The following is a 25,203-nucleotide window of genomic DNA, read 5'->3' on the forward strand; positions in this document are numbered from 1 at the left end:
GGGGGCGTGAATGCGCTTTTCAAGCCCCACCCCCGTTTTCATCCGCTCGGCTCAGCCGGCCGCCTGGCTGACCACGACCATGGCCGGGCGCACCAGGCGACCGTTGAGCGTGTAGCCCTTCTGCACCACTTCCATCACGCTGTTGGGCTCGAGCTCGGGATTGGGCACCATGGCCATCGCCTCGTGATACTGCGGGTCGAACGGCTCGCCGGCAGGGTCGAGCCGCTCGACGCCGAACTTGGCCAGCACGTCCTGCTGCATCTTCAGCGTCATGGCCACGCCCTCGCGGTGGGCTTCGCTGGCGTCGTCGCCCATGGCCTCGAGCGCCTTCTCCAGGCTGTCGACCACCGGCAGCAGCTCCTTGACGAAGCGCTCCAGGGCGAACTTGCGCGCCTTCTCGGCCTCCTGTTCGGCGCGGCGGCGTACGTTCTGCGCCTCGGCGGCAGCGCGTAGCGCCTGGTCCTTGGCCTCGGCCAGGCTCTGCTCCAGCTCCTCGACCTGGGCGGCCAGCATGTCGGCCTCGGGATTGTCGCTCACCGTCGCCGGCTCCTCGGCGGCGACGGACTCGTCATCGTCAAGGCCGACCGCGTCGTCCAGCTCGCCTTCCATCGGCTCCGGCCGGGCCTCCTCCTCGCGCCGTTCCAGCTCGTCGTCAAGCGGGGTCTGGGGTTCTTTAGCCATGCGCATCTCCTGAAGCGTGGTTCGGCCATGCGGCCGCAACGGTTTCGATTGGGCGAAAGCCTGGTCTGCCGCCTATATGGGGGCCCTGCCCGCAATCTCAAGAGACCCGCGAGGCTCATGTGCCAGAGGAAGCGTTGAGCGGCAGTCTCGACTACTGTATAAAAACGCAATACCGTGTATGGATATCCAGCCCTGTCGCGGCTACCGGGAGGCCCCATGCTGACGCAGCTTGCCATTCGCGATTTCGCCATCGTCGATACGCTCGACCTGGAACTTGCCGGCGGCATGACCGCCATCACCGGGGAGACCGGGGCGGGCAAGTCGATCCTGCTCGGCGCCCTGGGGCTGTGCCTGGGCGAGCGTGCCGATGCCGGCAGCGTGCGCCACGGCTGCGAGCGCGCCGACCTCTCGGCGCGCTTCGACATCGCCACGCTGCCCGCCGCCCGGCGCTGGCTCGAGGAACGCGAGCTGCCCGCCGACGACTGCCTGCTGCGCCGCGTGGTAACCGCGGGCGGCCGCTCGAAGGCGTGGATCAACGGCCAGCCGGCCACGGTGGCCGACCTCAAGGCGCTCGGCGAGCATCTGGTCGAGATCCACGGCCAGCATGCCCATCAGCTGCTGCTGCGCGAGGAGACCCACCTGCGCCTGCTCGACGATTTCGCCGGCAACCGCAGCGCCGTCAACCAGCTCGGAGAGACCTTCCGCCGCTGGCAGTCGGCCCGGCGCCGCCTCAGGCAGCTGACCGAGAGCGGCGACGAGGTGCAGGCGCGCCGCCAGCTGCTGCGCTATCAGGTCGAGGAGCTCGACGCCCTGGCCCTGGGCGAGGAGGAACTCGCCACTCTGGAGCACGAGCAGGAGCAGCTCGCCCACGCCGAGGAGACGCTGCGCGAGGCGCAGTTTGCCGCCGAGTGCTGCGACGGTGACGAAGGCGGCGTGCTGACGCTGCTCCACCAGGCCACCCAACACCTCGACCCGCTGCCGGGCAGCGACCGAGGCGCGCTGGCCGAGGTGCTCGCCATGCTGGGCGAGGCACGCATCCAGATCGAGGAGGCCGTGCGCGAGCTCAACCGCTTCGCCGACGCCACCGAGCTCGACCCGGAGCGCTTGGCCTGGGTGGAGTCGCGGCTGGGCGAGGTGCATCGCATCGCGCGCAAGCATCACGTGATGCCTGAAGAGCTGCCCGCGCTGCATCGCCGGCTGCAGGCCGAGCTGGCGGGCCTCGAAGGGAGCGAGCATGACCTCGAGGCGCTGCGCGCCGAAGTGGAGGCCCTGCGCGACGGCTGGCGCGAGCGGGCGCGCACGGTCGGCGAGGCTCGCCGCCAGGCGGCGGGAAAATTCGGCAAGGCGGTGCAGGAGCAGCTCGCCTTCCTGGCCATGGGCAAGGCACGCTTCGAGGTGGAAGTGGAGGCGCGGCAGTCGCCGCAGCCGGACGGCATGGAGGCGGTGCGCTTCCTGATCAGTGCCAACCCCGGCCAGCCGCCGCGGCCGCTGGCCAAGGTCGCCTCTGGCGGCGAGCTGTCGCGCATCAGCCTGGCGATCCAGGTGGTCGCGGCACGCCACTCGACCATACCCAGCCTGGTGTTCGACGAGGTCGACGTGGGCATCTCTGGCGCCACCGCGGAGATCGTCGGCCAGCTGTTGCGCCGGCTGGGCGAGAACGGCCAGGTGATGACCGTGACCCACCTGCCTCAGGTGGCGGCCCAGGCCCATCATCACCTACACATCGAGAAGCGGGCCAAGCGCGACTCCACCCTGACGCGCATGGCGCTGCTCGACGAGGCCGGCCGGGTCAGCGAGCTGGCGCGCATGCTCGGCGGGGTCAACCTCTCCGACCGCACCCTGGCTCACGCTCGAGAGATGCTCGATGCCAGCCAGCAGGGCGCCGCCCACTAACCCGCTCCAGCCTCTTAACGCAAGCGGCCCCGATCGAGGATCGGGGCCGCCATGGCGCTGATTCGGCACTCACCCACGCCTCACTTGCGCGGCGAACCCTCCTGGCGCGTGGCATTGGAGCCGCGCGGACGCACGTAGAGCACCAGAGCATGATCGACGAGTTCGAAGCCGTGCTCCTCGGCAATCTCCTGCTGACGGCGCTCGATGGTCTCGTCGAAGAACTCGATGATCTCGCCACTGTCGAGGCACACCATGTGGTCGTGGTGCTCCTCCTGGGAGATCTCGAACACGGCATGGCCGCCATCGAAGTTGTGGCGAATCACCAGGCCCGCCGACTCGAACTGGGTCAGCACGCGATAAACGGTCGCCAGGCCGACGTCTTCCCCGGCTTCCAGCAGGGTCTTGTAGACATCCTCAGCGCTCAGGTGATGCTGACCCGTGGCATTCTCGAGGATCTGCAGGATCTTCACTCGCGGCAGGGTGACCTTGAGGCCCGCCTTGCGCAGTTCATGGTTCTGGTCGGCCATGTTCGCTCTTCGCAGTATCAGGTAGGGTCGGGTATGATCGACCGAATCCACGATAGTGAAGAACGGACACAAATGCAAAAGCTGATCAAAACCCTCCCGCTCGTCATCGCCCTGACCGTCGTCAGCGGCTGCGTCTACAAGCGCGACCTTCCCCAGGGCAACTACATCACCGAGGGCATGGTCCAGCAGCTCCAGCCCGGCCTGAGCCGCGCCCAGGTCGTCGACCTGCTGGGCCGGCCGCTGCTGGAAGCGCCCTTCGACGCCAACCAGTGGGACTATGTGTTCCGCCTCGACGAAGCCTACGGCGGCGTGCAGCAGCGCCGATTGACGCTGACCTTCGCCGGCGACCGCCTGGTCAACGTGCAGCAGGAAGGGGATTTCTCCGAGGACATCGAGCTGCGGGCGCAGGACGATCTCGGCCCGGCGGCCGAGAGCGCCGACCCCGCCGGCATGCTGCCCGAGAGCCAGCCGCAGGCCGTGCCCGAGCGCGCCCCGGACGCCGGCGGCACCCTGCCGCAAGGCGGCGAGCCGGCCTCCAGCGAACCGCTGGACATGTAACGCCGCGGCTGCACTAGCGCCCGGCGCGCCGGGCACGCGCCTCCATGGGGTCGACCTCAAGAGGACGATAGACCTCGACCCGGTCGCCAGCGCGCAGGCGATGGTCATCGGGGTCGCGCAGCCGCTTGCCGAAGATCCCCAGGTCCGCCTCGGCAAAGGTCGCGGGCGGCACCTCGGGGAAGAGGTCGTCCAGCTTGGCCAGGGCGACGGCCTGGCGCGCCGTGGTGCCCGGCGGCACCTCGAGCGTCACGATGCGCTGCCTCTCGGGCAGGGCAAAGGCGACCTCCACCTCGAGCTTCGCCTCAGCGGCCATAGATTTCGTCGGCCCGGCGGGTGAAGGCATCGACCAACTGCCCCGCCACCTGCTGAAACAGTTTGCCGAAGGCCATGCCCAGCAGCCGGTTGGCGAACTCGAACTCCATTTCCAGGCACACCTTGCAGGTACCCTCGCCCATCGGCAGGAACAGCCAGCGCCCGCGCAGGCGCTTGAACGGCCCGCTGACCAGCGACATCTCGATGCGCTCGGGTTCGATCAGGTCGTTGCGGGTGGTGAAGCTCTGCTCGAGGCCCGCCCGTCCCAGGGTCATCTCACCGATCAGGTGCGACTCGTCGCGCTCGAGCAGCCGAGCCCGCCGACAGCCCGGCAGGAACTCGGGGTAGCGCTCGAAGTCGTTGACCAGTTCGAACATGTCCTGAGGGGTGTGCCGCACCAGGGCGGACCGATTGACCATTGGCATTGAGCTCTCCGCTGACTTCACAGTGCCCAGGGCGTATCATGAGCGGTTATTTCACGCCTTGAATGGTACCACGCTTCCCCTCAGATCGAGGCAGCGTGACACGGCAGAACATGACATGAGGTTCCATGGCCAACAAGAAAGCCAAGGGCAAGGGTCCCGGCGGCAACGTCATCGCCCAGAACAAGAAGGCTCGCTTCGAGTATCACATCGACGAGACCTTCGAGGCCGGCCTGGTGCTGGCCGGCTGGGAGGTGAAGAGCCTGCGCGCCGGCAAGGCCCAGCTCACCGATACCTATATCCTGGTGAAGGACGGCGAGGCGTGGCTGCTGGGCAGCCACATCACACCGCTCAACACCGCCAGCACTCACGAGATCGCCGACCCCTCGCGCACGCGCAAGCTGCTGCTGCACAGGAAGGAGATCGCCAAGATCTTCTCGCGCTCGCAGGAGAAGGGGCACACCTGCGTGCCGCTCAAGCTCTACTGGAAGGGCAACCGGGTGAAGTGCGAGCTGGCGCTGGTGACGGGCAAGAAGCTGCACGACAAGCGCGCCACCGAGAAGGACCGCGACTGGCAGCGCCAGAAGGGTCGCATCATGCGGGAACATACCAAGGCCTGAGCGGTCATAGTGAGCGACACCGTGACTGGCTCCCCGAAATCGGCAAGAATCGGGGAATGCGTGGAACCAACCCACCCGGCAGGTGTCATAGAAGTGCCCATGCTGATATGATGGGCCTGCTACGGGGGCGACATGGCTTCGACGCCGGTGACAACCTCCTAGGTGCATGCCGAGAGCGTGATGTATCTCGTAAATCCAACATCACGACTAAATAGTCGCAAACGACGACACCTACGCTCAGGGCGCCCTGGCAGCTTAAACCTGCTAGCGGTTAGTCCGGCCCCAAAGCGATGTGCCCATTCATCGCGGAGGGGATACGAGCTAAAAATGATGGGATCGCGGTTGGCGACGTCCTCTCGTCAATCGCTAAACCTTCGAGGAATCGCGTCGCTGGATCCTGCCCGTCGGAGCCAGTGGCGTTAAATGAAAAGACGGACCTAAGCATGTAGAGCCGAAGAGCGAGTGCCGGCGGACGCGGGTTCGATCCCCGCCGCCTCCACCAATCAAGCGAAAAAAGCACCCCTCGGGGTGCTTTTTTCGTTTCTGCTGGCGCCCGCATGAGCGCGGGCGTGAGGTGGTGCCGTCAAGCGAAGCTGTGGAACACCGGTGGCAGGGCCTCGTCGATGTAGGTGTCGTTGAACTCGACCAGCCGCGCCAAGGCGTCCGGGTCGGGCAGGACCGTGTGCTGGCGGTCACGGATCACCAGCCCCTCGTCGCGCAGCATGGAGAAGGTGCGGCTGACGTGCACCGCACTCAGCCCCAGGGCATCGCCGATCTGCTCCTGGGAGAGCGGCATGTGGAAACCATTCTCCTTGACCGCCCCGATCCGCTTGAGGCGCAGGTAGAGCTCGTAGAGGAAGTGCGCCAGCCGTTCGTGGGCGGCGTAGCGGCCCAGGTAGACCAGCCGCTCGGTGAGAATCGCCTGCTGCCGCACCGCCGTTGCCATGATGCCGGCCGCTAGCGCCGGCGAGCGGCCGAAGAGCTCGAAGAGCTGCTGGTGCGTGAACGGGCTGACCACGCCGTCGTTGATCATCGCCACGCCCGCCAGACGGCGCGAGAAGCCGAAATCCCGTATACCAATGATGTCGCCGGGTAGATAGACCTTCAGTATCTGCATCGATCCATTGCCGAGATTGCGGTAGGAGTAGGCCCAGCCCTCCTTGACCACGCAGAACAGGTCCACGTCCGCACTCTCCTGCCACAGCACTTCCCCGGCCGACACGCGCCTTGGATTGAGCTCGAGGCCCAGCAACAGGGCCTTGTCCTCCGCCGTCAACACGGCGTGAAGACCAAGCCCCTGCATCACTACACTGTCGAGTAGGGTCACACTCTGCCTCTCCGGCTTGTGGTTAAGTGGCGTCATACTAAAACATAAGCTTATATAGAGATTCATAACGCAGGTTATCGACGCTCGAGAATGGCCAAACGGATGCCGGAGCGAGGCGAGGGAGGCGCAGCGAGCCCGTGTCAGCGCTCGCCATTCGGCCAGCGCCGCCCGCCCCCTGCTTTGGTCTAATGGGCCATGACGAAATCACTTGCCCCCGGCTTCACGGGGGGCCATTATCTGCGCGCAAGCGACGAGCGAGACCGGGGTGGCATCGGGCACGGGCATACGAGATGGCCGAAACTCCGATAAGACCCTACGCTTTCATACACATCCCCGATCTGGATTCGAGAGGCCCATGAGCAAAGTCCTGATTATCGGCGCCGGTGGCGTCGGAGGCGTCGTCACCCACAAGTGTGCACAGCATCCCGAAGTGTTCAGCGAGATCTGCCTGGCCAGTCGCAACGAAGACAAGTGCAAGGCCATCGCCGCCCAGCTGGATCGCCCGATCCAGACGGCCCAGGTGGACGCCGACAGCGTCGAGGCCCTGGTGGCGCTGATCGAGTCGTTCAAGCCGGACGTGCTGATCCACGTGGCCCTGCCCTATCAGGACCTGACCATCATGGAGGCATGCCTCAAGACCGGCGTGCCCTACCTCGACACTGCCAACTACGAGCACCCGGACGAGGCCAAGTTCGAGTACAAGGAGCAGTGGGCGTTCCACGACCGCTACGCCGAGGCCGGCAACATGGCCACCCTGGGCTGCGGCTTCGACCCGGGCATGACCAACATCTACTGCGCCTACGCCCAGAAGAACCTGTTCGACGAGATCCACCGCATCGACATCCTGGATGCCAACGGCGGTGATCACGGCTATCCCTTCGCCACCAACTTCAACCCCGAGATCAACATTCGCGAGATCACCGCGAACGGTCGCTACTGGGAGAAGGGCGAGTGGAAGGAGACCGCGCCGCTGGCCGAGAAGCGCAAGTTCGACTTCGACGGCATCGGCGAGAAGGACATCTACCTGCTCTACCACGAGGAGCTCGAATCGCTCAGCCAGAACATCAAGGGGCTGGAGCGCATCCGCTTCTGGATGACCTTCTCCGAGAAGTACATCACCCACCTCAAGGTGCTCGAGAACGTCGGCATGACCCGCATCGAGCCGATCAAGGTGGGCGATTGCGAGATCGCCCCGCTGCAGTTCCTCAAGGCGGTGCTGCCCGACCCGGCCTCGCTCGGCCCGCGGACCAAGGGCAAGACCAACATCGGCATCATTGCCGACGGCATCAAGGACGGCAAGCGGCGCAAGGTGTACATCTACAACATCTGCGACCATGAGGCCTGCTACCGCGAGGTGCAGTCCCAGGCGATCTCCTACACCACCGGCGTGCCGGCGGTGACCGGCGCCATGCTGATGCTGGAGGGGATCTGGAAGGGCGCGGGCGTGTTCAACGTCGAGCAGCTCGACCCCGACCCCTTCATGGCGCGCATCGGCGACATGGGCCTGCCGTGGCAGATGGTCGAGCTCGACCCCGACCACGATCCGCTGGCCTGATCCGCCATGACAGCAAGCGACATGGACGAACCGGTCTACCCGTTCGACCTCGACGCCTGCCCCTCGCCGGCCTACGTGGTCGACGACGCGCTGCTGCGCCGCAACCTGGAGTTGCTCAGGCAGGTCCAGGAGGAGAGCGGCGCGCGGATCCTGCTGGCGCTGAAGGGCTTCGCCATGTGGGACACCTTCCCGCTGGTGAGCCAGTATCTGGTGGGCACCACCGCCAGCGGGCAGGACGAGGCGCGCCTGGGCGCGGAGACCTTCGGCGGCGAGGTGCACGTCTACTCGCCGGCCTTCACCGCCGAGGAGATGGAGGTGGTCCTGCAGTATGCCGACCACATCAGCTTCAACTCCCCGGGGCAGTGGCAGCGCTACCGCGACACTGTCGCGGCGGCGGCGCGCCGGGTCTCCTGCGGGCTACGGGTGAACCCCGAGTACTCCGAAGGCAAGGTGGCCATCTACGACCCCTGCGCGCCCGGCTCACGGCTGGGCACGCGGGCGACGGACTTCGAGGGCGCCGATCTCGCCGGGCTGGAGGGCCTGCACTTCCACACCCTGTGCGAACAGAACAGCGACGCCCTGGAACGCACGCTGGAGGCATTCGAGGCCAAGTTCGGGCGTTATCTCGCCGACAAGCAGTGGGTCAATTTCGGCGGCGGGCATCACATCACCCGCCCCGACTACGACGTCGAACGACTGGTACGGGTGATTCGCGGCTTCCGCCAGCGCCACCCGCACCTCACCGTCTACCTGGAGCCTGGCGAGGCGATCGCGCTGAACACCGGCTACCTGGTCTGCACGGTGCTGGATATCGTCGACAACGACGGCCCCAACGCCATCCTCGACACCTCGGCCACCGCGCACATGCCCGACGTGCTGGAGATGCCCTACCGGCCGCAGATCATCGGCGCCGGCGAACCGGGCGAGAAGGCCCATACCTACCGCCTGGGCGGCACCACCTGCCTGGCCGGCGACGTGATCGGCCGCTACTCGTTCGACACACCGCTGGCCATCGGCGATCGCCTGGTGTTCACCGACATGGCCCACTACACCATGGTCAAGACCACCACCTTCAACGGCATTCGCTTGCCGTCGATCTGCCGGATCGACGAAGTCAGCCGCGAGGTGCGCACGGTGAAGCGCTTCGGCTATGAAGCCTACAAGGAGCGCCTCAGCTAGGCGCGCCGGCACGAGAAAGCCCCTGCTGGGGCTTTTTTCGTATCTGCACCGCCAATTGCACGGCATGCCGGCCTCCCCTTTCCCCGGTCGGCGTTATGCCCCATGGTGTAGGGCACGACGTCACCAGACAGGGAGAGCCCGACATGACGACCGTGTTCAAGTTCGGCGGCGCCTCGATCAAGGATGCCGATGCCATACGCCACCTGACCCCGCTGATCGAGAAGCACACCGATAGGCCGCTGGTCGTGGTGGTCTCGGCCATGGGCAAGACCACCAACAAGCTGGAAGCGCTGCTTGCCGCCGCCCGCAGCGAAGGCAAGGAAGAGGCCTACCGCGAGTGCTTCGAGGCCCTGCAGGCGGACCACCACGAGGCGATGGAGGTGCTGTTCGGCGATTCTCGTGACTCACCGGCCGAGCGCGTCGATGCCCTGTTCGACGAGCTCGACGCCCTGCACCGCAAGCACCGAGCCAGCCCCTATGCCAGGCACTACGACCAGACCGTGTGCTACGGCGAGCTGATCTCCACCACCATCGTCGCGGCCTGGCTCAACCACTGCGGTATCGCCACCGACTGGCACGATGCCCGCGAACTGGTGCGCACCGACGCCTGTCATCAGGCCGCCAATCTCGACTGGGCCGCCACCGCCGACGCCATTCGCGGGCGTCTGAGGGGCAGCGAACGCGTGATCCTGACCCAGGGCTTCATCGGCGGCACCGAGCAGGGTGAGGCCACCACCCTGGGCCGCGAGGGCTCGGACTTCAGCGCGGCGATCTTCGCCCACTGCCTCGATGCCCGCGAGGTGGTGATCTGGAAGGACGTCACCGGCCTGTTCAACGCCGACCCCAGGCGCTTCGACAACGCCATACAGCTCGAGCGCCTCTCCTACGCCGAGGCCACCGAACTGGCCTGGCATGGCGCCAAGGTGATCCACCCCAAGACCCTGGGGCCGCTGCAGGAGAAGTCGATTCCGCTGACGGTGCGCTCCTTCGAGACGCCCGATGCCGCGCCCAGCGTGATCGACGCCGAGCGCCGTTTCGATGCCGAGGCGCCCTGCTGCATCCTGCGTGAAGAGCAGGTCTGGGTAGAGGTGCTGCCGCGCGATTTCGCCTTCATGGACGAACCGCGCCAGCACGACATTCTCGGCCGGCTGGTGGAGGCCGGCCTGCATGCCAATCTGGTCGACAGCAGCGCCATGCGCTTCGCCCTCTGTCTCGACGACAAGCCCGAGCGGCTCGAGCAGCTGATCGACTCGCTCGAGGCCGACTACGAAATCAACCGCGAGGATGGGCTGACGCTGCTGACCGTGCGCCATCCCCGGCCGGGGATGATGGATATCCTCAGCGAGGGTCGCGAAGCGCTGGCCGAGCGGCGCAACGCCACCACCGCCCAGCGCCTGTTCCGCAGCAGCGACTGCCCCGAGACCTGGCATATCCCCGAATCCCGTTAGACAGATGGAGCGTTAGACGGAAGGACGCCAAACGGAGCGGACCGCGCCTGCCATCGTCAGGCGCGGTCCGCTTGCTCTGTCGGCTGGGCGATCAATCGTCGAGGTCGATATCGTCCTCGTCGGTGGCCGCTCCGGTCACGGCACCGGCACCGGCACCGATCGCCGCACCGCGTACCACGCTGCCTCCCGTGGCGGCACCCGCGGCACCGCCCACGGCAGCCCCGACGCCGGCACCGCTGGCGGCGCGCTCACCGGTGCTGGTACCGCAGCCGGCCAGGGTCAGCATCAACGCCGCCAGGCCGGCTACCCACATGCCTCGACTTCCCAATCCATAGCGTTTCATGACATACCTCCCGATCCATGGATGCACGATTCCAGCGTAGTCAAGGCGGGTGTCAGTGAGCAAAGTGACGTCTATCGGCGACAAGCACGGTCCGTTTCGACGAATCGCAGCTCCCTGGCTCGTACCGCCTGATATGCCGCTCCGATAGCACAAAGCGCCGGGACGGTTCCCGTCCCAGCGCTCATCTGCATGGCGTCACCGCTTCACATCACCCCTCACGCCGCCTCGCGCTTGGCGTCACTCGCGGCCTGCATGGCGAGCGCAGTGTCGAGCATGCGGTTGGAGAAGCCCCACTCGTTATCGTACCAGGCCATCACCTTCACCAGGCGGCCGTTCACCCGGGTGTGGTTGGCGTCGAAGGTGGAGGAGTTGGCGTCGTGGTTGAAATCGATCGATACCAGCGGCTGGGCGTTCACCGCCAGCACCGGTGAGGCGTCGGCGGCCTTGGCCAGGATGGCGTTGATCTCTTCCTTGGTGGTATCGCGCCCGGCGGTGAAGACCAGGTCCACCAGCGAGACGTTGATCACCGGCACCCGCACCGCCAGGCCGTCGAACTTGCCGGCCAGCTCCGGCAGCACCAGGCCGACCGCGGCGGCAGCGCCGGTCTTGGTCGGAATCATCGAGTGCGTGGCGCTACGCGCCCGGTAGGGGTCGCTGTGATAGACGTCAGACAGGTTCTGATCGTTGGTGTAGGCGTGCACCGTGGTCATCAGGCCGTTCTCGATGCCCACCGTGTCGTTGAGCGCCTTGGCCACGGGGGCCAGGCAGTTGGTGGTGCAGGAGGCGTTGGAGACCACCTTGTGCTCGGGCTTGAGCACGTCCTCGTTGACGCCGTAGACCACGGTGGCATCGGCGTCCGGGCTCGGCGCGGAGATGAGCACGCGCTTGGCGCCCGCGTCGAGATGCTTGGCGGCGGCCTCGCGCTTGGTGAACAGGCCGGTGCACTCCATCACCAGGTCGACGCCCAGCGTCTTCCAGGGCAGCGCAGCCGGGTCGCGCTGGGAGAGGATGGCGATGCGGTCGCCATCCACGCTCAGGCTCTCCTCGTCGTGCTCCACCTTGAAGGGAAAATGACCGTGCACAGTGTCGTGGCGCAGCAGGTGGGCGTTGAGGGCAGGGTCGCCCAGGTCGTTGATGGCCACCACTTCCACCCGGTTGCGGTAGCCGTTCTCGTACAGAGCACGCAGCACGTTACGACCGATACGACCGAAGCCGTTGATGGCGATCTTGAGCGTCATGTCCTCTCTCCTCCAGAGCGTCTCTGTCGTTTTCAGGTAGCGGATAGAGCCGGTGGGCAGAGATCGGGCATCGGTGATGCCGGCTGGGCAGCCTGCGGCTCCTGTTAAGTCTGTCTCCTAAATGTGACGCAAACCGATCAGGGACTCAAGAATTTTTTAGTAACTTTACAACATAAGCGGTTGGGTGAATCGATACACCTAGATTGGCCCGCGCACCTCGAGACGCTTCGCAACCTAGCAAAATCGCCATGCCGGGCAGGGCGGAGGGAGGCCATCTCATGCCGCGGCACAATGTAGTAAACTTACCGCAAAACCGATATGGTTGTAGTCTGACAACATTTCCTTCCCTTCAGGAGGCGCCTCGACATGCCGAAGCCACCGCCGCACACTCCCATCCGCCGCACCAAGATCGTCGCCACCCTGGGCCCGGCCAGCGACCGCGAGGGCGTGCTGGAGGCGATGATCCGCGCCGGCGTCGACGTGGTGCGCCTCAACTTCTCCCACGGCAGCGCCGCCGACCACCGCCGCCGGCTGATCGCCGTGCGCCAGATCGCCGACCGCCTGGGGCGCAGCGTCGCCGCCCTGGGCGACCTGCAGGGGCCCAAGATCCGCATCGCCCGCTTCCAGGACGGCGCCGTGGTGCTCGAGGAGGGCCAGCCCTTCGTCCTCGACATGGCGCTGGCCGGCGACGCCGGCGACACCACCCGCGTCGGCTGCGACTACAAGCAGCTGATCGACGACGTCGCCCCCGGCGACCGCCTGCTGCTCGACGACGGCCGCCTGGTGCTCGACGTGGAGCGGGTCGAGGGGGCGCAGGTCCACACCACCGTGGTCACCGGCGGCAAGCTCTCCAACAACAAGGGCATCAACAAGCAGGGCGGCGGGCTCTCGGCCCCGGCGCTCACCGACAAGGACAAGGCCGACCTCGCGACCGCCATCGAGATCGGCGTGGATTATCTCGCCGTCTCCTTCCCGCGGCATGCCGAGGACATGCACGAGGCGCGCCGGCTGCTCGGCGAGGCGGGCAAGGAGATCGGCCTGGTCGCCAAGCTCGAGCGCGCCGAGGCGGTGGCCGACGACGCCACGCTCAACGGCATCATCGAGGCCAGCGAGGCGGTGATGGTGGCGCGCGGCGATCTCGGCGTGGAGATCGGCGACGAGAAGCTGATCGGCATGCAGAAGCGCATCATCAAGCGCGCCCGCACCCTCAACCGCGCGGTGATCACCGCGACCCAGATGATGGAGTCGATGATCGGCTCGCCGCTGCCCACCCGCGCCGAGGTGTTCGACGTCGCCAACGCCGTGCTCGACGGCACCGACGCGGTGATGCTCTCGGCCGAGACCGCCGCCGGCGACTACCCGGTGGAGACGCTGGAAGCCATGCGCCGGGTGTGCCTCGGCGCCGAGCGCGAGCGCATCGCCCAGGAGTCGGGCCACCGCATCCACGAGGGCTTCTCGCGCATCGACGAGACCATCGCGCTCTCCGCCATGTACGCCGCCAACCACCTCAGCGGGGTGGCCGCCATCGCCTGCATGACCTCGACCGGCTACACGCCCTTGATCGCCTCGCGCATCCGCTCGGGGCTGCCCATCGTCGGGCTCGCCCACAGCCCCGTGGCCCAGCGCCGCATGGCGCTCTACCGCGGGGTGGTCTCGCTGCCGTTCGACACCACGGCGATGGCGGCCGGCGAACTCAACGACCGGGCGCTTTCGCTGCTGGTGGAACAGGGGATTGCCGAACCGGGCGATCATGTCATCCTGACCCGGGGCGACCACATGAACGCCCACGGTGGAACCAATACCCTGAAGATCCTCGAGGTAGGCCAGCCATGACCGACAGCCGCCCCCAACGCAGCGTGCGCCGCACCCTGCCGGCACGCAAGCGCATCGCCCTGATCGCCCACGACGGCAAGAAGGCAGAGCTGCTGGAGTGGGCCGAACGCTGGCGCGACACCCTGGCCGCCCACCAGCTGGTGGGCACCGGCACCACCGCCGGGCGCCTCTCGGCCAGCCTCGGGCTCGAGGTGGAGGGGTTGATGAGCGGCCCGCTGGGCGGGGACCAGCAGATCGGCGCGCGCATCACCGAGCAGCGTCTCGACCTGCTGATCTTCTTCTGGGACCCGTTCGCCCCGCAGCCCCACGACCCCGACGTCAAGGCGCTGCTGCGCCTGGCCGCGCTGTGGAACGTGCCGGTGGCGTGCAATGCCGCCAGCGCCGATTTCCTGGTCAGCTCGCCGTGGCTCGCCCAACCTTACGAGATGGCCATTCCCGACGCCGCTGCGTGGGTGGCCTCTCGCCGTCCCGAACAGGCTCCGTAGAAAAGAACTCGTACAGAACAAAGCGACCGGCGGGCCCGGCCCGCGACTCTTGTGAGGACACCATGTTCCAGCTCACCCGCAGCGTTACCTGGCAGGCTCTCGAGCGGCTGCAACAGGCCACCGCCAACGACCGCATCAGCGACTATTTCACCGCCGACCCGCAGCGCTTCGACAAGATGAGCCTGCGCGTCGGCGGGCTGTTCCTCGACTACTCCAAGCACCACGTCTCCGAGGCGGTGCTGACCAAGCTGCTCGAGCTGGCCGACCATTCGGCGCTGGTGCAGCGCCGCGCACAGATGTTCTCCGGCGACATCATCAACGTCACCGAGGACCGCCCGGTGCTGCACACCGCGCTGCGCAACCTCGGCGAAGGGCCGCTGATGGTCGACGGCAAGGACGTGATGCCCGAGATCCAGCGCACCCGCGAGCAGCTCCGCCGCTTCTCCGAGGCGGTGCGCAGCGGCGAGTGGCGCGGCTACAGCGGCGAGCGCATCCGGGACGTGGTCAACATCGGCATCGGCGGCTCGGACCTGGGCCCCAACATGGCCTGCCGCGCGCTGCTCAAGTACCGTCAGAGCGACCTCAACTTCCACTTCGTCTCCAACGTCGATGGCGCCCACATCCAGAAGGTGCTGTCGCGCCTCGACCCGGCCACCACGCTGTTCATCGTCTCGACCAAGACCTTCTCCACCCAGGAGACGCTGCTCAACGCCAAGACCGCGCGGCGCTGGTTCGTCGAGACCGCGGGCGAGGACGCCGACGTGGGCGCCCACTTCGTCGCCGCCTCGACCAACCGCAAGGCGGCCATGGAGTTCGGCATCCGCGAGGAGAACGTGTTCGAGTTCTGGGCCTGGGTCGGCGGGCGCTACTCGATGTGGTCCTCCATCGGCCTGCCCATCGCGCTCTCCATCGGCTTCGACGGCTTCATGGAGATGCTCGAGGGCGCCTACGAGATGGACCAGCACTTCATCGAGGCGCCCAACGCCCGCAACATGCCGGTGCTGATGGCGCTGATCGGCATCTGGTACATCAACTTCCACGGCGCCGAGACCCAGGCGATCGTGCCCTACGACCAGGCGCTGCATCAGCTGCCCGCCTTCCTGCAGCAGCTCGACATGGAGTCCAACGGCAAGTCGGTGGACATCTTCGGCCATCCGGTCAACTACAAGACCGGGCCCATCGTCTGGGGCCAGACCGGCTCCAACGGCCAGCACGCCTTCTTCCAGCTGCTGCACCAGGGCACCCGCTATGTGCCGATCGACTTCATCGCCTCGCTCAAGCCCGAGCCGGGCATGGAGGAGCACCACTTCGCCCTGCTCACCAACATGCTGGCCCAGGCCAACGCCTTCATGATGGGAAGCCAGGAGGGTAGCCAGCTCGACCCCTACAGCTGCCCCGGCAACCGTCCCTCCAGCGTGCTGCTGCTCGACGAGCTGACGCCGCGCAATCTCGGCGCGCTGATCGCGCTCTATGAGCACAAGGTGTTCGTCCAGGGGGTGATCTGGAACATCAACTCCTTCGACCAGTGGGGCGTGCAGCTGGGCAAGCGCATCGCCGGCGAGATCAGCGAGCGCATCGACGAGCACAGCCAGGACTTCGACGCCTCGACCCAGGGCCTGCTGGCGCTGGTGCGCGAGCGCTTCCGCTCCGCTCCCGAGAGGGTTGAACCCGCCAAGGCGGGCAAACCGGAAAAGAAGACGGCAAAGACCAGGCGCTGAAAAGGAGGCGTAAAAGGCAGGCCAGGAAGGCAGCGAAAGCGGCCCGTCAGCGGTGGCGGGCCCGCCCGAAACGGTCGCCCCACCAGGCCGCCGCCAGCCACAGCGGCACGCTTAGCACAACGTAGGCCAGCGCCAGTCCGGGACGGCCGCGCTCGAGCAGATGCAGCGTCTCCAGGCCGAACAGCGAGAAGGTGGTGAAGCCGCCGCAGAAGCCGGCCACCAGGAACGGCTGCCAGCGCGCCACCCGGCCCGTGCGGCGACAGGCGGCATGGGCGGCAAACGCGGCAATCAGCCACGAGCCGAGCAGGTTCACTGCGAGCGTGCCCCAGGGAAAGGCGGGGCCCAAGGCCGCCAGCGAGCCCAGCGACAGCAGCCAGCGCAGCACGCTGCCCAGCGCGCTGCCGACGGCGACCGCCGCATAGCGCTGCCAGCCGCTCATGCCAGCCCCTCCACCAGCCGCCAGCCCAGCGCGGCCAGGGCGAGCCCGGCGATCAGCGTCGCCGATACGTTGGCCAGCGCCGCGCGCCAACGCCCGCTCTGCCACAGCGCCAGGCTCTGCAGGCTCAGCGAGGAGACGGTGGTATAGCTCCCCAGCAGCCCCACCACCAGCAGCGCCCAGCCGCCTGACAAGCCCGCATCCGCGGGCAGGCCGAACCAGCCGGCCAGCCCGCCCGCCAGCAGCGCCCCGCTGAGATTGACGACCAGCGTGCCCCACGGAAACCCCGTGCCCGCCCGCTGGGCCAGTAGATCGGACAGCGCCAGCCTCGCCATGCCGCCCAGCGCGCCCCCGGCTGCCACGATCAGCAGCAGCCCCGTATGTGACCCCATGTCGTCCCCTCGCCGACCCTGCCAGCCGATGCTAGCCGAGTCGGCGGATGCAAACAAAAAAAGAGGCCATCCGGAGGGAGGATGGCCAAGGGGATGTAGAGCTTCGTTCAGGGAATCGCGCCCTGGGGAAGGGCGCAGGACAAATATGACACATTAACTTCATCGTGTACAATGCCTGCACAAGTAATCGTTGCCATTCGTTCCCGGCGCCCTGACGCCCTATCATGAGCGGGACGGAATATATATTGCTCCCTGCCCGACACGCCCGAGACGGAGGTCACGCGTGATAGCACACCGGTTTGTCCCCTGGCTGTTCGGCTGGCTGATCCTCGCCCTGCTGGTCACCGCACCGGCCCTGGCCCAGCCCGCCGACGACGCCGCCGTTCCCGCCCCCGAAGCCCTTGCCGAGCTGCTCGAGAACGAGCAGACACGACAGCAATTGATCGACCATCTGCGCCGCCAGGCGGCCGACCCGGCACTGGCCGATGCCGAGTCGGCCCCGGAGCAGATCTCGCTACCCAGGCGGCTGGCCGAAATGACCAGCCGCGTCGTCAGCGATGTCGGCGGCGAGGTGAGCAACCTGTTCGGCATCGTGGCGGGGCTGTTCAGCGCCGACACCGATACCGCCGCCCTGGACTGGGGCGACTTCGCCACGGCCGTGATCAACCTGGGGCTGGTGATCCTGGCCACCTTCGTCCTGTTCCTGGCGTTCCGGCACCTGTCGCGACCGCTCTTCTCGCGTCTGAGCCGATGGTCGCGGCACGAGGGCAGCGGCCTCAATCCGATCATTCGCCTGGTGCTCTGCGTCGCCGTCGCTGCGCTGGTCGACGTGCTGGTGGTCGCGCTGGCCTACGTGGGAGGCAACCTGATCGCCACCTTCGCCGTGGGCGAAACCGGCGAACTGTCGACCCGCGCCTCGCTGTTCCTCAATGCCTTCCTGATCATCGAACTGATCAAGGCGGCCCTGCGCATGCTGTTCTCGTCGCGCTACGAGGGGCTCAGGCTACTGCCCATCTCGGCCGGCGAAGCCTCCTACTGGAACCGCTGGATGGCACGCCTGGTCGGCCTGGTCGGCTACGGCCTGCTGGTGGTGGTGCCGCTGGTCGGTTTCTACCTGGCGCCCACGCTGGGCCAGGGTCTCGGCGCGCTGATCATGTTCATCGCCTTCCTCTATGCCGTGGGCGTGGTCCTCAAGAACCGCACCCGTATTCGCGATGAACTCTTTGCCATGGCGGCCCGCTCCGACTTCACCGCCACCCGGATCTCGCTGCAGCTGTTCGCCCGCACCTGGCACCTGTTCGCCCTGGCCTATTTCCTGATGGTGCTGGTGCTGACCCTGACGCGACCGGCGGATGCCCTGCCCTTCGTGCTCTTCGCCACGCTCAAGACGGTGGCGGTGGTCGTGGTCGGCATGCTGCTGTCGAGCCTGCTGACCCAGTCCATCGGACGGCGTATCCGGCTCTCCGACGACCTGCGCCGCAAGCTGCCGCTGCTCGAGCCGCGCCTCAACAGCTACGTGCCCAACGCACTGAGGGTCATCCGTACCGTGATCCTGGCGGCGGTCGTGCTGCTGGTGCTCAACGCCTGGGGCGCCTTCGACCTGGCCGCCTGGTACGCCTCCGAGGCGGGACGCGGACTGGTCGGCAAGCTGATCAGCGTGGCGGTGATCCTGCTGGTCGCCATCGCCGTGTGGCTGGCCCTGGCCAGCCTGATCGAGCACAAGCTCAACCCCGAGACCGGCAAGGGCGAGCCCGATGCCCGCGCCAAGACGCTGCTGTCGCTGTTTCGCAACGCCCTGGCGATCGCCCTGATCACCATGACCGGGATGATCGTGCTATCCGAGATCGGCATCAACATCGGCCCGCTGATTGCCGGCGCCGGCGTGCTCGGCCTGGCCATCGGCTTCGGCGCCCAGAAGCTGGTACAGGACATCATCACCGGTATCTTCATTCAGGTGGAGAACGCCATGAACACCGGCGACGTGGTCACGGTGGGAGGGATCACCGGCACCGCCGAGCGGCTCAGCATCCGCTCGGTAGGCATCCGCGACCTGGCGGGGGCCTATCACATCGTGCCCTTCTCCAGCGTCGACACCGTCTCCAACTACATGCGCGAGTTCGGCTACCACGTGGGCGAGTACGGCATCGCCTATCGCGAGAGCATCGACGAGGCGATCGTCGCACTGCGCGACGCCTTCGACGAACTGGCCGCCGACGACGACCACAAGATGAACATCGTCGCCCCGCTGGAAGTGGCCGGCGTCGTGGCGCTGGCCGACAGCTCGGTGAACATCCGCGTGCGCATCAAGACCACCCCGGGTACCCAGTGGGGCGTGGGGCGCGCCTACAACCGCCTGGTCAAGCTGCACTTCGACGCCAAGGGCATCGAGATCCCCTTCCCCCACACCACGCTCTACTTCGGTGTGGGCAAGGAGGCCGAGGCACCGCCGGCCAACGTGCGCCTGATGCGGCAGGACTTCGACATCGACGGACGCCCCGGCGGCCAGCCCCGCTCCGGCGAGAGCAGCCGCGAAGGCGAGGACGATCCGCGCGCGAAGCCCAACCCCGAGTTCAGGGGCGACTACGAAGAGCGGGAGTGAGTCCTCGAGGTTCGTGATCCCGCCGGCATGAACGCCTCCCACCGCCCTGCGGTGGGAGGCGTTGTCGTCTCGGCCCTCGCATCGCCCGGCGCGGCAGGAAGAATCCCGCCACGTGCCTATACTGTTGCTGAGTTCCGGCGCAGCGCAGCCTGCACTCCGCCAGAGCCATCGCGCATGCTTCGAAGGCGTTCAAGGGATGGGACCACCATGACAAGCAAAGCACGAGGCACCGCCTACGGTGCCTGGCTGCTGCTCGCGATTTCAGCCATCTCGCTGATTCTCGCGGCAGTCGCCACGTTCAACGAAGGCAACGGCATCGCTCATACTCCGGGCACCTATCTGGTGCTGACCTCCACCGCACTGCTGCTGGTCGGGTCGCTGCTGCTGGCCCTGTGGCACGGCTTGCCACGCTGGCTGGGCGGGCTGCTCACTTTCCTGCTGTTGCTCGACCTGCTGGGTACGGGCCTGGCGGCCTACCTGCTGCAGACCGAGTGGCTGCTGGGCGCCGTGGGGGTCGGGCTCGTGGCGTGGCTCATTCATGTGATTGCCGATCCCGCTACGGGCACGCGCAACCAGCACAAGACGCAACGCCAGGGGGCCGCTTCATGACACGCCAGGACGTCATCACCCTTTTCTCCTCGCTGCTGCTGGCGGGCGCCATCGGCTACGCACAGGCGCAGGAGGCCCCCTCCACCGACGAGGAAGGCGGCCAGCCACAGGGTATCACCGAGACCCAAGACGACGAGTCCGAACAGGACGCCAGCGACGACGAAGCGCAAGCGGACCAGGACGCGGACGACAGCGAAGAATCCTCGGTGACGCCGACCGGCCCCGGCGGACGCGTCGAGACCGGGCCCGCCGGCGACGCGCCCGACGGCGGGGAGCCCTCGCCGCCCCGCACCGGACCGGACGCCTGGATGGAATCGCCGGACAGCTGGGCGACCTTCAACGGCGACCTGCGCGCCCAGAAGTACACGCCGGCCGACCAGATCACGCCGGAGAACGTCGGCGAGCTCGAGCCGGCCTGGGAGTACCACACCGGCGACGTCGCGGATGGCAGCGACGAGATTCCGATGTCGGTGTGGTCGGCGACCCCGCTGTTCGTCAACGACACGCTCTACCTGGGCACCCCCTTCTACCGCATCATCGCTCTCGATCCCGGCAGCGGCGAAGAGAAGTGGACCTTCGCCCCCGAGGCGCCCCTCGAAGCGCTGACCCAGCCCAACATGAAGGGCCGCGGCGTGGCCTACTGGGAGGCCGACGAGCCCCGTGCGGGCGAGGCCTGCGAGAAGAGGGTCTACGTCGGCACCATGGACGCCAAGCTCTATGGCGTCGATGCCGACACGGGAGAGCCCTGTGCCGACTTCGGCGACGGCGGCATGGTCGACGTCAACCAGTGGAACACCGTCAACGACAAGTGGCCGCTGTCGCTGTTCCAGCCGCCCACGGTGTACAACGACACCCTGTTCCTCGGCTGGGCCGGCAAGGACTGGGAGGACGCCGTCGCGCCGCCAGGAACCGTCTTCGCGCTCGATGCCCGCACCGGCGAGCGCAAGTGGACCTTCCATGCGCTGCCCGAGGAGGTGGTCGAGCGGACCGGCACGGCCAATGTCTGGGCCTCGATGTCGCTGGACCCCGAGAGCGGACTGCTGTATATCCCGATCAGCTCGCCGAGCCCCAACTACTACGGCGGCGAACGCACCGAGGAGCTGCCGTTGGCCACCTCGGTGACGGCGCTCGACACCGAGACCGGCGAGGTGGTGTGGAGCCGGCAGCTCGTGCATCACGACATCTGGGACTACGATACCGTCGCCCCTCCCACCCTGGTCGACATCGAAAAGGATGGCGAGACGGTGCCCGCCCTGGTGCAGCCGTCCAAGCAGGGCTTTTTGTTCGTGCTGAACCGGGAGACCGGCGAACCCGTGTACCCGATCGAGGAGCGCGAGGTGCCGGCTTCGGATGCCGAGGGGGAGCAAGCCGCGCCGACCCAGCCGTTCGTCGACGTGCCCGAGCCGGTGATCCCCGACGAGTGGCCGGGGATCTCGAAACTGGCCGACATCGTCGGCCTGGGCGAGTGCAGCCGCAAGGCCGAGGGGCTGCGCTACGAAGGGCGCTTCACGCCGCCGAGCGTCGAAGGTACGCTCGCCTACCCACCGACGACGGGAGGCTCGCAGTGGGGCGGTGGCGCCGTCGATCCCGAAAGCGGCGTGTTCGTGATCAACTCCAACAGCGTGGTGCAGATCTACCGCCTCATTCCGCGCGACGAGTATGAGCAGCGGGAGCAGTCGGGCGAGACGGGCGGCTACTACGCCCAGGGCGACACGGCCTACGGCTTCCAGCTCGAGACATTCCTCAACTGGGCCGGCATGCCATGCTGGAAGCCCCCCTACGGCACCCTTGCCGCCTACGACCTCACCACCGGCGAGCGCTTGTGGAACGAACCGTTCGGCCAGGTGCAGAAGCACGGCTTCTATATGCCGGAGTCGTGGGGGTCGGTCACCATCGGCGCGCCGGTGATCACCCGCTCGGGGCTGATCTTCATCGGCGCCTCGATGGATTCACGCGTGCGCGCGATCGACCTGGAGAGCGGCGAGGTGCTGTGGAAGCATCTGGTCGATGCTCCCGCCGTCTCGATGCCGGCGGTCTACACCTACCAGGGCAAGCAGTACGTCACCTTCGCGGTGGGCGGCAATTCCATCCTGCTGCCCAAGGTGAGCGATCAGGTCATCGCCTTCGCCTTGCCCGATTGACCCGGCGTCGCATGACGACGCAGGGGCGCCTCACGGCGCCCCTGCGGTCCCGGTGTCGGCGAATCAGTCCTTCGCCCCGCCGGCCTTCTCCGGCTGGACGGCCGGCTCGACCGGCTGCGGCAGTGAGGGCAGCGACTTGTCGAGCAGCTCGACGCTCTGGCGATAGTAGAGCTGGCTCTTGTTGTGCTCGCCCAGGTTGGCATAAAGCCGCGCCAGCTCGGCACACACCACGCCGCTGGGGCGCTGCCGCTGGCTCGCCTCGAAGTACTCCTGGGCCTTGCCCCAGTAGGCGTTGCGCAGCGCCAGGCGGCCCAGGGTGAGCAGCAGGTCGGGGTCGTTGGGGCGCTCCTGCAGCCACTTCTCGGCATGCACCAGTTGACGCGCCGGGTCGACGTCGAGCAGCCCGTAGCGCAGCACCAGGCGGCTGTCCCAGTGCTCCTTGAGCGAATGGCGCAGCAGGCGCTCGGCGATCCCCTCCTCGTTGCCGCGCACCAATGCCTCGGTATAGAGCACCACCAGCTCGACGTTGCCGCGCAGCGCATCCGGCATGTCGGCCCACAGGTTGCGGATGCGTTCGACGTTGCCCGGGTCGCGCGCCTCGTGAACCAGCAGCTCCTTGTAGGCGCGCAGCTCCAGTTGGGTGCGCTCCTGGGGCGAGATCAGCTGACGCGACGCCAGCCGCGGCATCAGCCGGCGCAGGCCGTCCCAGTCGTTGACGCTGAGATAGGCCTGCTTGAGCTGCTTGAGCACCTGGGGGTGGTTGGGCATCTGACGATCGAGGCGGGTCAGGATCGCCAGGGCCTCCTCGTACTGCTGGCGATCCAGCATCAGTTGGACCTGCATCAGGCCCACCGCGCTATCGGCCCCCTCGGTGGAGAGATGGGCCCGCTTGAGCAGCGTGTCGGCCTGTTCGTAGCGCCCCTGATAGTGGGCTGCCAAGGCGGCGGAGAGGTAGTTGACCAGCGGCGTGCTGGAGTCGTCGGCCGCCTTGACCAGTGACTTCTCGGCACGCTTCCAGCGGCCTTCGGCCAGCGCCACCAGCCCGCGCACGGTACGCTTCATGGCGTTACGGTGACGGGTGCGGCGGTTCCACACCTTGAGCCGGCTGACAGGATGACGCAGGCGCATCAGCACCCGCAGGGCGAAGTGCAGAATCAGGAATACCGCCAGCAGCAGCACCAGACCGAACCAGAAGGAGGTCTGGTAGGAGGTGTCGCCCACCCGCACCAGCCAGTAGCCCGGCAGCGAGACCATCAACTGGCCGAACAGGGCTCCCAGCGCCAGGCCGAGGAGAACGATCAGCAGCAATTTTCTCATGCCTCATCTCCCTGGCCGCCGCGCGAACCGAAACGACGCTCGATGAATTCGGCCAGGGCCTGCTGGGAACCGCTGATGTCGGGGAGCTCGGGCTGGATGGTCTCGCCCTTGAGCGCCCGGAGCCGCTCGACGACGGCCTGCACCTCGCTGCGCTCGGTGTCGTAGTAGCCCTCGATCAGGGCCAGCGCCTTGTCGATGCTGGCTTCATAGAGCTCCTGTTCCTCCTTGAGCAGCGCCAGCTGGGCCTGCTCCAGCACCAGGCGCGCGCTCTGGCGCAGGTAGGACTCCTGTTCCGGTGTGATCAGCCCCTCGAGCGCCTCGTCGTGATGGCGAATGACGACCAGCTCCTTGAGCTCCTGGCCGAAGCGCGAGAGCTGATCCTGCCAGCCGCCGCTGGGGGCCTCCTCGATGCCGGAACGTGCCGGGATCTCCTCCAGCTCGCGCGACAGCGGCAGCTGCGCCAGGCGCTGCTGCTGGGCGTCGAGCGCCAGGTAGAGGCCGGTTCGGTCGACCTGGGGCACGCCGTCGAGGATGGCAAGCTCCGAGGCGATGGCGCGACGGATGGAGAGCAGTGCCGGGTTGTCGGCCTCGTTCAGGCGCGCATCGGCGGTGCGCAGCAGCGCCTTGGCCCCTTCCACGTCGCGCTCGAGCTGCAGGCGCTGGTTGGCCAGGCGCAGCAGGTAGGCGGCCTCGGCATGGATCCATTCTCGCTCGTCGGTGTCCTGGGTGCTGGACAGCTCGTCGAGCACCTGGTCGAGCGCCTCGTCGACCTCGCTGCGGTAGCTGGCGAACTCGCCCTGCATGGCGTCGATCGCCTCCGACAGGGCGGCGTCGCGCTCCTGCTCGCCGCTCTCGAGGCGTTCGCGCAGGCTGGCGAGTTCGTCGGCCGAAGCGGCCCCGCCGGCGCGCTCCTCCAGTTCGGCCAGGCGCTGCTGCTGGGCGTCGAGCCGCTCCCAGGTATTCCACGCGAACAGCCCCGCACCGATGCCGAGGAACAGTACCAGGATCAGCGCCAGCACACCGGCGGCACGACCGGCCCCTTTGCCGCCACCGCCCCCCGTGGCAGGCAGGGTCGAGCCGCCGCCGCCCCCCGGGGCCGCCGGCTTGCCCGTGCTGTCGTCGGGCTTGCTCGCGCCCGTGGTCTTGCCCGTGGCGGCGGGCTTGTCAGGTCCGGCGTCCTTCGGCTTCGCGCTATCGGACTCGGCGCCCTTCGGCTTCGCGCTATCGGACTCGGCGCCCTTCGGCTTCGCGCTATCGGATTCGGCGCCCTTCGGCTTCGCGCCAGCACCGGAGTCGTCGCTGGCCTTGGCCGGGGCCGCCTTGGCCTCTCCCGGCGTGGCCGTAGAGGCAGGCTTGCTCGAGCTTGCGGAAGCATCGGCGGAGGCTGCCGGGGACGTCTCGCCGGCCTTGGCGGTCGTAGGCGGCGTCGATGAGCTGCCACGCGGAGAACGACCCTTGCCGGCATCGCTGCCGGACTTGTCCTTGGCTCCGGCCTCTCGCCCCCTGTCATCCTTGCCCTTTGCGGAAGGCGCCTTCTGTTCGTCCTGCTCGTTGGTCTGCTTGCTCATCT

General features: G+C 67.3%; 23 protein-coding genes and 1 other RNA gene. 13 read left to right on the top strand and 11 right to left on the bottom strand.

Translation table 11 applies throughout. The features are described from left to right. Window positions 1-51: 51 nt before the first annotated feature. Entirely contained in the window at window positions 52-681 is a 630-nt protein-coding gene (gene grpE, locus HNO51_RS19835) for a nucleotide exchange factor GrpE (RefSeq protein WP_197448851.1), read from the bottom strand. Window positions 682-897: 216 nt separating this feature from the next. Between grpE and recN the strand changes: the two genes are divergently transcribed. Next, complete coding sequence (recN, locus tag HNO51_RS19840) at window positions 898-2,574, top strand: DNA repair protein RecN (RefSeq protein ID WP_197448852.1); 1,677 nt, start codon at window positions 898-900, stop codon at window positions 2,572-2,574. Between the two features lie 80 nt (window positions 2,575-2,654). On the opposite strand, the gene fur is transcribed toward recN, so the two are convergent. Further along, entirely contained in the window at window positions 2,655-3,101 is a 447-nt protein-coding gene (gene fur, locus HNO51_RS19845; RefSeq protein WP_159555291.1) for a ferric iron uptake transcriptional regulator, read from the bottom strand. 72 nt (window positions 3,102-3,173) lie between these two features. On the opposite strand from fur, the gene HNO51_RS19850 reads away from it, so the two are divergent. Continuing rightward, window positions 3,174-3,659 (top strand): outer membrane protein assembly factor BamE, encoded by a 486-nt coding sequence (locus tag HNO51_RS19850; protein ID WP_197448853.1) that lies wholly within the window; start codon window positions 3,174-3,176, stop codon window positions 3,657-3,659. A 13-nt stretch (window positions 3,660-3,672) separates the two neighbouring features. On the opposite strand, the gene HNO51_RS19855 is transcribed toward HNO51_RS19850, so the two are convergent. Continuing rightward, the gene (locus HNO51_RS19855) at window positions 3,673-3,972 is read right to left on the bottom strand and encodes an RnfH family protein (RefSeq protein WP_197448854.1); all 300 of its coding nucleotides are present in this window, start codon (window positions 3,970-3,972) and stop codon (window positions 3,673-3,675) included. Then, on the bottom strand, window positions 3,962-4,396 hold the full coding sequence (locus HNO51_RS19860) for a type II toxin-antitoxin system RatA family toxin (RefSeq protein WP_197448855.1): 435 nt from the start codon (window positions 4,394-4,396) through the stop codon (window positions 3,962-3,964). Before HNO51_RS19860 ends, HNO51_RS19855 begins: the two co-directional genes overlap by 11 nt. A 125-nt stretch (window positions 4,397-4,521) precedes the next feature. On the opposite strand from HNO51_RS19860, the gene smpB reads away from it, so the two are divergent. Both smpB and ssrA read left to right on the top strand, forming a co-directional pair. Further along, window positions 4,522-5,013 carry an SsrA-binding protein SmpB gene (gene smpB / locus HNO51_RS19865; RefSeq protein ID WP_197448856.1) on the top strand — a complete coding sequence of 164 codons (492 nt, stop codon included), beginning with the start codon at window positions 4,522-4,524 and terminating at the stop codon, window positions 5,011-5,013. A 123-nt stretch (window positions 5,014-5,136) separates the two neighbouring features. Continuing rightward, window positions 5,137-5,515, top strand: a transfer-messenger RNA (tmRNA) gene (ssrA, locus tag HNO51_RS19870). 81 nt (window positions 5,516-5,596) lie between these two features. Here the strand turns inward: ssrA and HNO51_RS19875 are convergent. After that, the gene (locus HNO51_RS19875; protein ID WP_330932866.1) at window positions 5,597-6,340 is read right to left on the bottom strand and encodes a Crp/Fnr family transcriptional regulator; all 744 of its coding nucleotides are present in this window, start codon (window positions 6,338-6,340) and stop codon (window positions 5,597-5,599) included. 355 nt (window positions 6,341-6,695) lie between these two features. Between HNO51_RS19875 and HNO51_RS19880 the strand changes: the two genes are divergently transcribed. From HNO51_RS19880 to HNO51_RS19890, 3 genes are all read left to right on the top strand, one after another. Then, complete coding sequence (locus tag HNO51_RS19880; RefSeq protein WP_197448857.1) at window positions 6,696-7,895, top strand: saccharopine dehydrogenase family protein; 1,200 nt, start codon at window positions 6,696-6,698, stop codon at window positions 7,893-7,895. A 6-nt stretch (window positions 7,896-7,901) separates the two neighbouring features. Continuing rightward, on the top strand, window positions 7,902-9,074 hold the full coding sequence (gene nspC / locus HNO51_RS19885) for a carboxynorspermidine decarboxylase (protein WP_234283686.1): 1,173 nt from the start codon (window positions 7,902-7,904) through the stop codon (window positions 9,072-9,074). Window positions 9,075-9,217: 143 nt separating this feature from the next. After that, a complete protein-coding gene (locus HNO51_RS19890; protein ID WP_197448858.1) occupies window positions 9,218-10,522 on the top strand; it encodes an aspartate kinase in 1,305 nt (434 codons plus the stop codon). Between the two features lie 91 nt (window positions 10,523-10,613). Here HNO51_RS19890 and HNO51_RS19895 read toward each other — a convergent pair whose 3' ends face one another. Beyond that, window positions 10,614-10,865, bottom strand: a complete 252-nt coding sequence (locus HNO51_RS19895) for a hypothetical protein (protein ID WP_197448859.1) — start codon at window positions 10,863-10,865, stop codon at window positions 10,614-10,616. Between the two features lie 215 nt (window positions 10,866-11,080). Next, window positions 11,081-12,103, bottom strand: a complete 1,023-nt coding sequence (gene gap, locus HNO51_RS19900) for a type I glyceraldehyde-3-phosphate dehydrogenase (protein WP_197448860.1) — start codon at window positions 12,101-12,103, stop codon at window positions 11,081-11,083. A gap of 366 nt (window positions 12,104-12,469) precedes the next feature. On the opposite strand from gap, the gene pyk reads away from it, so the two are divergent. The 3 genes from pyk to pgi all read left to right on the top strand — a co-directional run bounded on the left by pyk (window position 12,470) and on the right by pgi (window position 16,139). Continuing rightward, a complete protein-coding gene (gene pyk / locus HNO51_RS19905; protein WP_197448861.1) occupies window positions 12,470-13,936 on the top strand; it encodes a pyruvate kinase in 1,467 nt (488 codons plus the stop codon). Continuing rightward, entirely contained in the window at window positions 13,933-14,421 is a 489-nt protein-coding gene (locus HNO51_RS19910) for a methylglyoxal synthase (protein ID WP_197448862.1), read from the top strand. The genes pyk and HNO51_RS19910 overlap by 4 nt, the downstream gene beginning before the upstream one ends. Window positions 14,422-14,483: 62 nt before the next feature. Beyond that, complete coding sequence (gene pgi / locus HNO51_RS19915; protein ID WP_197448863.1) at window positions 14,484-16,139, top strand: glucose-6-phosphate isomerase; 1,656 nt, start codon at window positions 14,484-14,486, stop codon at window positions 16,137-16,139. A 46-nt stretch (window positions 16,140-16,185) separates the two neighbouring features. On the opposite strand, the gene crcB is transcribed toward pgi, so the two are convergent. Then, window positions 16,186-16,578, bottom strand: coding sequence for a fluoride efflux transporter CrcB (crcB, locus tag HNO51_RS19920; RefSeq protein ID WP_197448864.1), 393 nt, complete (start codon window positions 16,576-16,578; stop codon window positions 16,186-16,188). Further along, complete coding sequence (locus HNO51_RS19925) at window positions 16,575-16,967, bottom strand: CrcB family protein (RefSeq protein WP_197448865.1); 393 nt, start codon at window positions 16,965-16,967, stop codon at window positions 16,575-16,577. The genes crcB and HNO51_RS19925 overlap by 4 nt, the downstream gene beginning before the upstream one ends. Window positions 16,968-17,250: 283 nt before the next feature. Between HNO51_RS19925 and ybiO the strand changes: the two genes are divergently transcribed. From ybiO to HNO51_RS19940, 3 genes are all read left to right on the top strand, one after another. Beyond that, window positions 17,251-19,566, top strand: coding sequence for a mechanosensitive channel protein (ybiO, locus tag HNO51_RS19930; RefSeq protein WP_197448866.1), 2,316 nt, complete (start codon window positions 17,251-17,253; stop codon window positions 19,564-19,566). 207 nt (window positions 19,567-19,773) lie between these two features. Continuing rightward, a complete protein-coding gene (locus HNO51_RS19935; protein WP_197448867.1) occupies window positions 19,774-20,175 on the top strand; it encodes a hypothetical protein in 402 nt (133 codons plus the stop codon). Further along, window positions 20,172-22,316, top strand: coding sequence for a pyrroloquinoline quinone-dependent dehydrogenase (locus HNO51_RS19940; protein ID WP_209538149.1), 2,145 nt, complete (start codon window positions 20,172-20,174; stop codon window positions 22,314-22,316). Before HNO51_RS19935 ends, HNO51_RS19940 begins: the two co-directional genes overlap by 4 nt. 63 nt (window positions 22,317-22,379) lie before the next feature. Here HNO51_RS19940 and HNO51_RS19945 read toward each other — a convergent pair whose 3' ends face one another. Next, a complete protein-coding gene (locus HNO51_RS19945; RefSeq protein WP_197448869.1) occupies window positions 22,380-23,633 on the bottom strand; it encodes a heme biosynthesis HemY N-terminal domain-containing protein in 1,254 nt (417 codons plus the stop codon). Further along, a complete protein-coding gene (locus tag HNO51_RS19950; RefSeq protein WP_209538150.1) occupies window positions 23,630-25,201 on the bottom strand; it encodes a uroporphyrinogen-III C-methyltransferase in 1,572 nt (523 codons plus the stop codon). Before HNO51_RS19950 ends, HNO51_RS19945 begins: the two co-directional genes overlap by 4 nt. Window positions 25,202-25,203: the final 2 nt, after the last annotated feature.

Origin of the sequence: Billgrantia sulfidoxydans (assembly GCF_017868775.1) — a bacterium.
In the GTDB taxonomy this organism is placed as follows: domain Bacteria; phylum Pseudomonadota; class Gammaproteobacteria; order Pseudomonadales; family Halomonadaceae; genus Halomonas; species Halomonas sulfidoxydans.

Coding starts and splice junctions, on each gene's coding strand:
- recN (WP_197448852.1), top strand. CDS start 898: ATGCTGACGCAGCTTGCCATTCGCGATTTCGCCATCGTCGATACGCTC.
- gap (WP_197448860.1), bottom strand. CDS start 12,103: ATGACGCTCAAGATCGCCATCAACGGCTTCGGTCGTATCGGTCGTAAC.
- HNO51_RS19940 (WP_209538149.1), top strand. CDS start 20,172: ATGACACGCCAGGACGTCATCACCCTTTTCTCCTCGCTGCTGCTGGCG.
- HNO51_RS19945 (WP_197448869.1), bottom strand. CDS start 23,633: ATGAGAAAATTGCTGCTGATCGTTCTCCTCGGCCTGGCGCTGGGAGCC.
- pyk (WP_197448861.1), top strand. CDS start 12,470: ATGCCGAAGCCACCGCCGCACACTCCCATCCGCCGCACCAAGATCGTC.
- grpE (WP_197448851.1), bottom strand. CDS start 681: ATGGCTAAAGAACCCCAGACCCCGCTTGACGACGAGCTGGAACGGCGC.
- fur (WP_159555291.1), bottom strand. CDS start 3,101: ATGGCCGACCAGAACCATGAACTGCGCAAGGCGGGCCTCAAGGTCACC.
- HNO51_RS19880 (WP_197448857.1), top strand. CDS start 6,696: ATGAGCAAAGTCCTGATTATCGGCGCCGGTGGCGTCGGAGGCGTCGTC.
- pgi (WP_197448863.1), top strand. CDS start 14,484: ATGTTCCAGCTCACCCGCAGCGTTACCTGGCAGGCTCTCGAGCGGCTG.
- HNO51_RS19890 (WP_197448858.1), top strand. CDS start 9,218: ATGACGACCGTGTTCAAGTTCGGCGGCGCCTCGATCAAGGATGCCGAT.
- smpB (WP_197448856.1), top strand. CDS start 4,522: ATGGCCAACAAGAAAGCCAAGGGCAAGGGTCCCGGCGGCAACGTCATC.
- HNO51_RS19860 (WP_197448855.1), bottom strand. CDS start 4,396: ATGCCAATGGTCAATCGGTCCGCCCTGGTGCGGCACACCCCTCAGGAC.
- crcB (WP_197448864.1), bottom strand. CDS start 16,578: ATGAGCGGCTGGCAGCGCTATGCGGCGGTCGCCGTCGGCAGCGCGCTG.
- nspC (WP_234283686.1), top strand. CDS start 7,902: ATGACAGCAAGCGACATGGACGAACCGGTCTACCCGTTCGACCTCGAC.
- HNO51_RS19925 (WP_197448865.1), bottom strand. CDS start 16,967: ATGGGGTCACATACGGGGCTGCTGCTGATCGTGGCAGCCGGGGGCGCG.
- HNO51_RS19895 (WP_197448859.1), bottom strand. CDS start 10,865: ATGAAACGCTATGGATTGGGAAGTCGAGGCATGTGGGTAGCCGGCCTG.
- HNO51_RS19850 (WP_197448853.1), top strand. CDS start 3,174: ATGCAAAAGCTGATCAAAACCCTCCCGCTCGTCATCGCCCTGACCGTC.
- HNO51_RS19910 (WP_197448862.1), top strand. CDS start 13,933: ATGACCGACAGCCGCCCCCAACGCAGCGTGCGCCGCACCCTGCCGGCA.
- HNO51_RS19935 (WP_197448867.1), top strand. CDS start 19,774: ATGACAAGCAAAGCACGAGGCACCGCCTACGGTGCCTGGCTGCTGCTC.
- HNO51_RS19950 (WP_209538150.1), bottom strand. CDS start 25,201: ATGAGCAAGCAGACCAACGAGCAGGACGAACAGAAGGCGCCTTCCGCA.
- HNO51_RS19855 (WP_197448854.1), bottom strand. CDS start 3,972: ATGGCCGCTGAGGCGAAGCTCGAGGTGGAGGTCGCCTTTGCCCTGCCC.